The organism is Curtobacterium sp. B8 (assembly GCF_000333315.1).
Classification (GTDB): domain Bacteria; phylum Actinomycetota; class Actinomycetes; order Actinomycetales; family Microbacteriaceae; genus Curtobacterium; species Curtobacterium luteum.
In genome coordinates this window covers 1-5,781 of record NZ_BACW01000600.1, presented here as the reverse complement: position 1 = coordinate 5,781, position 5,781 = coordinate 1, and the positions used below count along the sequence as shown (strand labels likewise).

General features: G+C 73.0%; 6 protein-coding genes and 1 pseudogene. 5 read left to right on the top strand and 2 right to left on the bottom strand.

All coding sequences use genetic code 11. From position 1 onward, the window contains the following. Both I59_RS16230 and I59_RS16225 read right to left on the bottom strand, forming a co-directional pair. Window positions 1-245: pseudogene (locus tag I59_RS16230) on the bottom strand (hypothetical protein); the annotation flags it as partial. After that, on the bottom strand, window positions 242-1,033 hold the full coding sequence (locus I59_RS16225; protein ID WP_022904775.1) for an alpha/beta fold hydrolase: 792 nt from the start codon (window positions 1,031-1,033) through the stop codon (window positions 242-244). The gene I59_RS16225 and the pseudogene I59_RS16230, both read right to left, overlap by 4 nt. Before the next feature lie 84 nt (window positions 1,034-1,117). On the opposite strand from I59_RS16225, the gene I59_RS16220 reads away from it, so the two are divergent. From I59_RS16220 to I59_RS16200, 5 genes are all read left to right on the top strand, one after another. After that, a complete protein-coding gene (locus I59_RS16220) occupies window positions 1,118-1,666 on the top strand; it encodes a hypothetical protein (RefSeq protein WP_022904774.1) in 549 nt (182 codons plus the stop codon). Between the two features lie 25 nt (window positions 1,667-1,691). Next, window positions 1,692-2,240, top strand: coding sequence for a dihydrofolate reductase family protein (locus tag I59_RS16215; protein WP_022904773.1), 549 nt, complete (start codon window positions 1,692-1,694; stop codon window positions 2,238-2,240). A gap of 102 nt (window positions 2,241-2,342) precedes the next feature. Continuing rightward, complete coding sequence (locus I59_RS16210; protein ID WP_022904772.1) at window positions 2,343-3,641, top strand: NAD(P)/FAD-dependent oxidoreductase; 1,299 nt, start codon at window positions 2,343-2,345, stop codon at window positions 3,639-3,641. A gap of 324 nt (window positions 3,642-3,965) precedes the next feature. Continuing rightward, a complete protein-coding gene (locus I59_RS16205; protein WP_148286285.1) occupies window positions 3,966-4,337 on the top strand; it encodes a hypothetical protein in 372 nt (123 codons plus the stop codon). A 90-nt stretch (window positions 4,338-4,427) separates the two neighbouring features. Further along, entirely contained in the window at window positions 4,428-5,663 is a 1,236-nt protein-coding gene (locus tag I59_RS16200; protein WP_022904770.1) for an acyltransferase, read from the top strand. The last annotated feature ends 118 nt before the right edge of the window (window positions 5,664-5,781 follow it).

Below are 5,781 nucleotides of genomic sequence, written 5' to 3'. Positions count from 1 at the left end.
TGCAGAGCGTCCATGAGCGGCCGCATGAAGTGCCACGTCTCGTACACCCCGGGGATCACAACGACGGGTGGCCGGTCGCCGTCGCGGTAGTCGTCCGCCGTGGTCGGACCGAGGCTCTGCACCTGCCAGCGCACCGCGTACAGCCAGTCCCGCGCGGCCCACGCTGCGCGTGTGGCCAGTCCGACGGGAGGCACGGCGCCCGCGGTCGATGTCGGCCCGGCTCCCGGGGTGGTCGCGTCGGTCACCGCGTCCCCTCCGCTCCCCCGAGGCGTTCCAGGGTCTCGACACGGCGGAACTCGGTCACGAGGTCCGCGAACGCGACGGGCTGGTGCTCCTGGACGTGGTGGGCGCCGGGGAGTTCGACGAGTGCCCCACGGTCGGCGTGCGCGGCGACCCGGGCACCCCAGCCGTGGCGGGCGATCGGGTCCCGCGTACCGCGGACGACGAGGGCCGGGACCGCGAGGGCGGCGACGCGCTCGAGCATCGGGTAGCGGAGCATCGGGCCGAGCTCCCGGAGGTACTGGCGCACGCTGCGGAGGTAGTCGGTCAGCACGACGGCGTTCATGCGTGGTCCCTCGACGAGGCAGTCCCGGCCGAGGCCGAGCGCCTGGTGCAGGAGCGTGCGGCGGCGGTCGTCCACCACCGGCCCGACGAGCACGACGGAGGACACGACGTCCGGGTGACGGAGCGCAGCCTCGACGGCGACCTGCGTCCCCATCGACTGCCCGGCGACGACCAGCTCCCCCGCTCCCCGCGACCGCACGGCCTCGACCACGAGGTCGGCGAGGACCTCCGCGTCGAGCGCACGACCGGCGGCCGGCAGCCCGCCGAAGCCCGGCAGGTCCACCGACACGGTGCGGTGGACCCGGGCGAGGGCGCGCTGCGAGCGGTCGAACGAGCGGTGCGACATGCCGATGCCGTGCACGAGGACCACGGTCGGCGCGACCGGGTCGTGCAACCGCCCGGCGGGGGCCAGCGTCCGGAGCCGCACGGGCAGCCCGCCGACCGACACCGTCTCGACCCGCGCACGCACGGGATGGACGCTACCCGCGGCTCCACAGTGCGGCTCCAGCCTCGTCATCACCCACGCATAGCCACGCGGTGTGCACTCGTCCCCATGAACGACACCACCCCGACGACCCCGTCGACCACGGCGCACCTGCCGACGCAACAGGCAGCGCAGCCGCCGACGCAGTACCCCGCCGCTCCGGGCGGCTGGGGCGCCGCCCCCGCCGCGGCCCCGAGCGGCTGGGACGACGCACCGGCCGCGGACCGCACCCCCGCCACGGACCCCTCCGCCGCCGGTGGCCGCGGCGCTGCCGCGGACCCGTACGCCGCCGAGTGGAACACCGCGCAGCAGACGCCGACGCCCTGGTACGGCACGGCTGCCGGCCCCGGCACGACGAAGCCCCGTCCGCCGTGGTTCTGGCCGGTCGTGGCCGCCGCGGTCGGGGTCGCCGCACTCCTCGCGGGCGGCGGCATCGGGTACGCGATCGGCCACGGCATCAGCGGCCAGCAGACCCAGGGCACCTCGCAGTTCCCCGGCCGCGGCTCGAACGGCTTCCCCGGGTACGGCAGCGGCTCCGGCCAGTACCCCGGCGGCAGCACCCAGGGCGGGACCGGCACCCAGGACGGGACCGGCACCGACGGCGGGTCTGGTAGCTGAGCCGCAGTCCCACTACGCTCCGGGCATGCGGAAGGTCACCTCGGGTCTCTTCACCTCCGTCGACGGCGTCGTCGTCGAGCCCTACAAGTTCCAGCACGACAGCTTCGACGAGGAACTCGGCGCGGGCATGACGGCGTTCATGTCCCGCACCGACACCGTGCTGCTCGGCCGGAACAGCTACCTGGAGTGGGCGGAGTGGTGGCCGGCGCACGCCGACGACCCGTTCGGCCGGTGGATCAACCCGATGCCGAAGTACGTGGCCTCGACCAGCCTCGGGGACGACCTGGCGTGGGAGAACAGCACCAGGATCACCGGCGACCTCGACGACTTCGTCCGCGACCTCAAGCAGCAGGACGGCGGCGACATCGCGGTCACCGGGAGCATCTCGGTCGTCCGGCACCTGCTCTTCGCCGGGCTGCTCGACGAACTCCAGCTCATGATCCACCCCGTGATCGCCGGACCCGGCCGGCGGCTCTTCGAGCCGACCGACCCGCACACGCGCCTGACGCTGGTCGACAGCACCGTGACGAGCAAGGGGAACGTCCTGAACACCTACGCGCGGCGGGACGACTGACGGGATCGACCCGCGCCTCCAGGCCGTGACGGTCAGCGGAGGGTGCGGAGCGCGCGTACCCTCGGAGGCGACCATCCGCCGTCCGAGGAAACCAGGGAGCACATGCCGCAGGACACCCGCCCACACGTCGTCATCGTCGGTGGAGGCTTCGCCGGCATCGCGGCCATGCGGGAGCTCGCGGACACCGACGTCCGGGTCACGCTCGTCGACCGCCACGTCTACAACATGTTCCAGCCCCTCATGTACCAGGTGGCGACCGGCGGGCTGAACGCCGGGGACGTGACGTACTTCCTGCGCAGCCTCCGGGCGAAGCAGTCCAACGCGGACTTCCGGCACGGCCTGCTCACGGGCATCCGCACCGACGAGCGCATCGCCGAGATGAGCGACGGGGAGCACCTGCACTACGACTGGCTCGTCCTCGCGAACGGCGTGAACACGAGCTACTTCGGCACCCCCGGCGCGTACGAGTACGCGTACTCGATGTACTCGCGGTCCCAGGCCCTGCGGATCCGGGACGAGCTGTTCACCCGGCTCGAGGAAGCAGCAGCCAACCAGGGCCCGGACGAGATCAAGATCGTGATCGTCGGCGGCGGGGCGACCGGCGTCGAGATGGCCGGCGCGCTCGCCGAGCTGCGGGACCAGGCCCTCGTCGGCGCCTACCCCGAGATCGAACGCGGCAACATCTCGATCACGCTCGTGCACCGGAGCGGGGAGCTCCTCAAGCCGTTCGCGCCCCGCCTGCGCCGGTACGCCGCGCGGATCCTCCGGAAGCGCGGGGTCGTGCTGCGGCTGAACACCGGCGTCGCCGAGGTCCGGCCGGACGGCGTCGTGACCGCCGACGGCGAGTTCATCCCGGCCTCGCAGGTCATCTGGGCCACCGGCGTCGCCGCGCACAAGGAGGTCTCGGGCTGGGGCCTGCCGCAGACCCACGGCGGACGCATCCAGGTGAACGACGACCTCAGCGTGAAGGGGGTCGACCGGATCTTCTCCGCCGGCGACATCGCCGCGCAGGACGACGCGCTCGCCCAGCTCGCGCAGCCCGCGCTGCAGGGCGGTCGGCACGTGGCGAAGCAGATCAAGCGCCTGCTCCACGGGAAGTCGACCGAGCACTTCACGTACTTCGACAAGGGCACGATGGCGACGATCGGCACGAACGCCGCGGTCGCCCAACTCCGCGGCGGGATCACGATGGTCGGCCCCGTGGCGTGGGCCGCGTGGGTGGCCGTGCACATCGCGTCGCTGCTCGGCAACGGCAACCGGCTGTCGACGCTGTCGCACTTCTTCGTGCGGTACCTGTGGTTCATGCGGAAGCGGGCGATCCCGATCGTCGGCGACGTCCGGCCCGTGCGGCCGAACGGGGACCGCGAGCCCGAGCCCTGGCAGATGCAGAAGGCCGAGTAGGCGACACGGCGGGCGAGGGGGCCGGCTCGGCGCCGGCCGGCCGGCGCTGGCCGTCGCTGGCCGTCGCTGGCCGTCGCTGGCCGTCGCGATACGACCCTGCCGCTGTCGTACGACAGCGGCAGGGTCGTTCCTTGCCCGCCGGGACGGCCCGCGCGTGCAACTGACGACAGGGCCGTCGTCGTACGACGACGGCCCTGACGTCCCGCAGCGGCGCACCCGCCCGACGGTCCGCCAGCGGCGCGACCCCACACCGGAGGGGAGGCACGGTGCCGGCCCGCCCCGCGCCTCCCGTCCGGGCAGGACGGCTTCCTCGCCATGTTCGCCGTGCCGATCGAACGGGCCCCGGCCGACACCGCCCCGTTCGACCTGGTGCGCTCGGCACTCCACGCCGCGGGCACGTACTTCGACCGTGACAAGCGACCGTTCTCGCGGGCCCGACAGACGATCATCGAGGCCGACCCCGCCCTCCAGGAACGGGAACTCGGCAAGCTCGCGACCCTGAAGATCCACCTGGGTGCCCTGCTACGCGACCGCGGCGTGCCCGAACCCGCCGCGACGATCGCGGCCGAGACCGCCGTGACGGTCTTCCACCTGACGTTCCAGCGGTGGATCGCGCCGGGCGAGGAGCGCTCGTTCGAGGACATCGCCGCCGAGCGGCTCGACGCCCTGGCATCCCTCGTGCACCCCGATCGTTGAGCGTCCTCATACCTCGGGCGAGCATCCTGTAACGATCAGGTCACGGTCCGCGCGCGGTCCGGGCAGCAGAACGATCTCGCAGGAGGCGACGTGGCGACCACCACGATCTCGCCGGAGCGGACCCGCAGCACCTCCGCACCGGCCAGCACCGACGGCAGCCACGCAGGCACCGAGCAGCGCGGCACCCGTGGCGGCGGCGCGACCCCACCGCCGCCGCTGACGAACCGCGCACCGGCACTCGACGGGCTCCGCACGATCGCGATCCTCGCCGTGATCCTCTACCACCTGCACGTCGCCCACTTCGACGGGGGCTTCATCGGTGTGACGGTGTTCTTCGTGCTCTCCGGCTTCCTCATCACGACGCTGCTGCTCGGCGAGCACCGGAACACCGGACGCATCCGCCTCGGCGCGTTCTGGGGCAAGCGCGTGCTGCGGCTCTACCCGGCGCTCATCGCGTTCGTGCTCGTGGGCCTCGCGCTCTGGAACTGGGTCGGCGACTACAAGGGCGCCACGTTCTCCGCGGGTGAGGCCGCGTTCATCGCGCTGAGCTACACGGGCAACCTGTTCCGTTCGTTCTGGGACACCACGCAGGGCGTCTTCGCGCACACGTGGAGCCTGTCGATGGAGGAGCAGTTCTACCTCGTCTGGCCGCCCGTGCTCGTGCTCCTCTTCGCGATCCGCTCGCGTCGCCGCTGGCTGATGGCCGGCCTCGGTGTCGTCATCGTCGGCGCGGCCGTCGCGTCGTACCTGAGCTACGAGAAGCCGAACGGCGGCGCGACCCCCGACGTGTACTTCTCCCCCGTCCTCGGTGTCGTCCCCCTGGCCACCGGCTGCCTCCTCGCCCTGCTGCTCGACGACGGGCGGGTCCGCCGCGTCGCCGCGGGCATCGCCGGACACGTCGCCACGTGGGCCGGTCTCGCGCTCCTCGTCGGCATCCTCCTCTGGATCGACGGCGACTGGACGCAGCACGCGTCGACCTTCGGCGTGGTCCTCCCGGTGACCGGCCTCGTGTCGGCCGTGCTGATCGGCGGGCTCGTGTCCGTCCGCACCCCGGTGTCGGCGACGCTCGCGTGGACGCCGGTGTCGTGGTTCGGCCGACGCGTGTCGTACTCGGCGTACCTCTGGCACCCGCTCGTCATCGCGCTCCTCGGCACCTTCGCGGTCGGCGCGTGGGGCAACGTCTGGCTCGTCGGCGCAGCACTCCTCGTGGCGGTCGGTGCCGCCTACGCCGTCGAGGTCCCGGTCGAGAAGGCCCGGAAGCGCATCCGCGAGGCCAAGCGGCTCGTCGCCGCCGACCGCGCCGCGCGCGAGCACGCGACGACCTAGGGAACGCGCAGCGGGCGTCGGCCGTGACCGCGCACCGGACGGGAGGCCCGTGGCGGACCCGCCACGGGCCTCCCGTCCGTGTCGTGGTGCGTCCGGGTCGCGGTGCGTCCGGTCGCGC

Bases quoted from the DNA above. Each gene is read 5' to 3' on its own strand.
- I59_RS16220 (WP_022904774.1), top strand. From the start codon at position 1,118: ATGAACGACACCACCCCGACGACCCCGTCGACCACGGCGCACCTGCCG.
- I59_RS16215 (WP_022904773.1), top strand. From the start codon at position 1,692: ATGCGGAAGGTCACCTCGGGTCTCTTCACCTCCGTCGACGGCGTCGTC.
- I59_RS16210 (WP_022904772.1), top strand. From the start codon at position 2,343: ATGCCGCAGGACACCCGCCCACACGTCGTCATCGTCGGTGGAGGCTTC.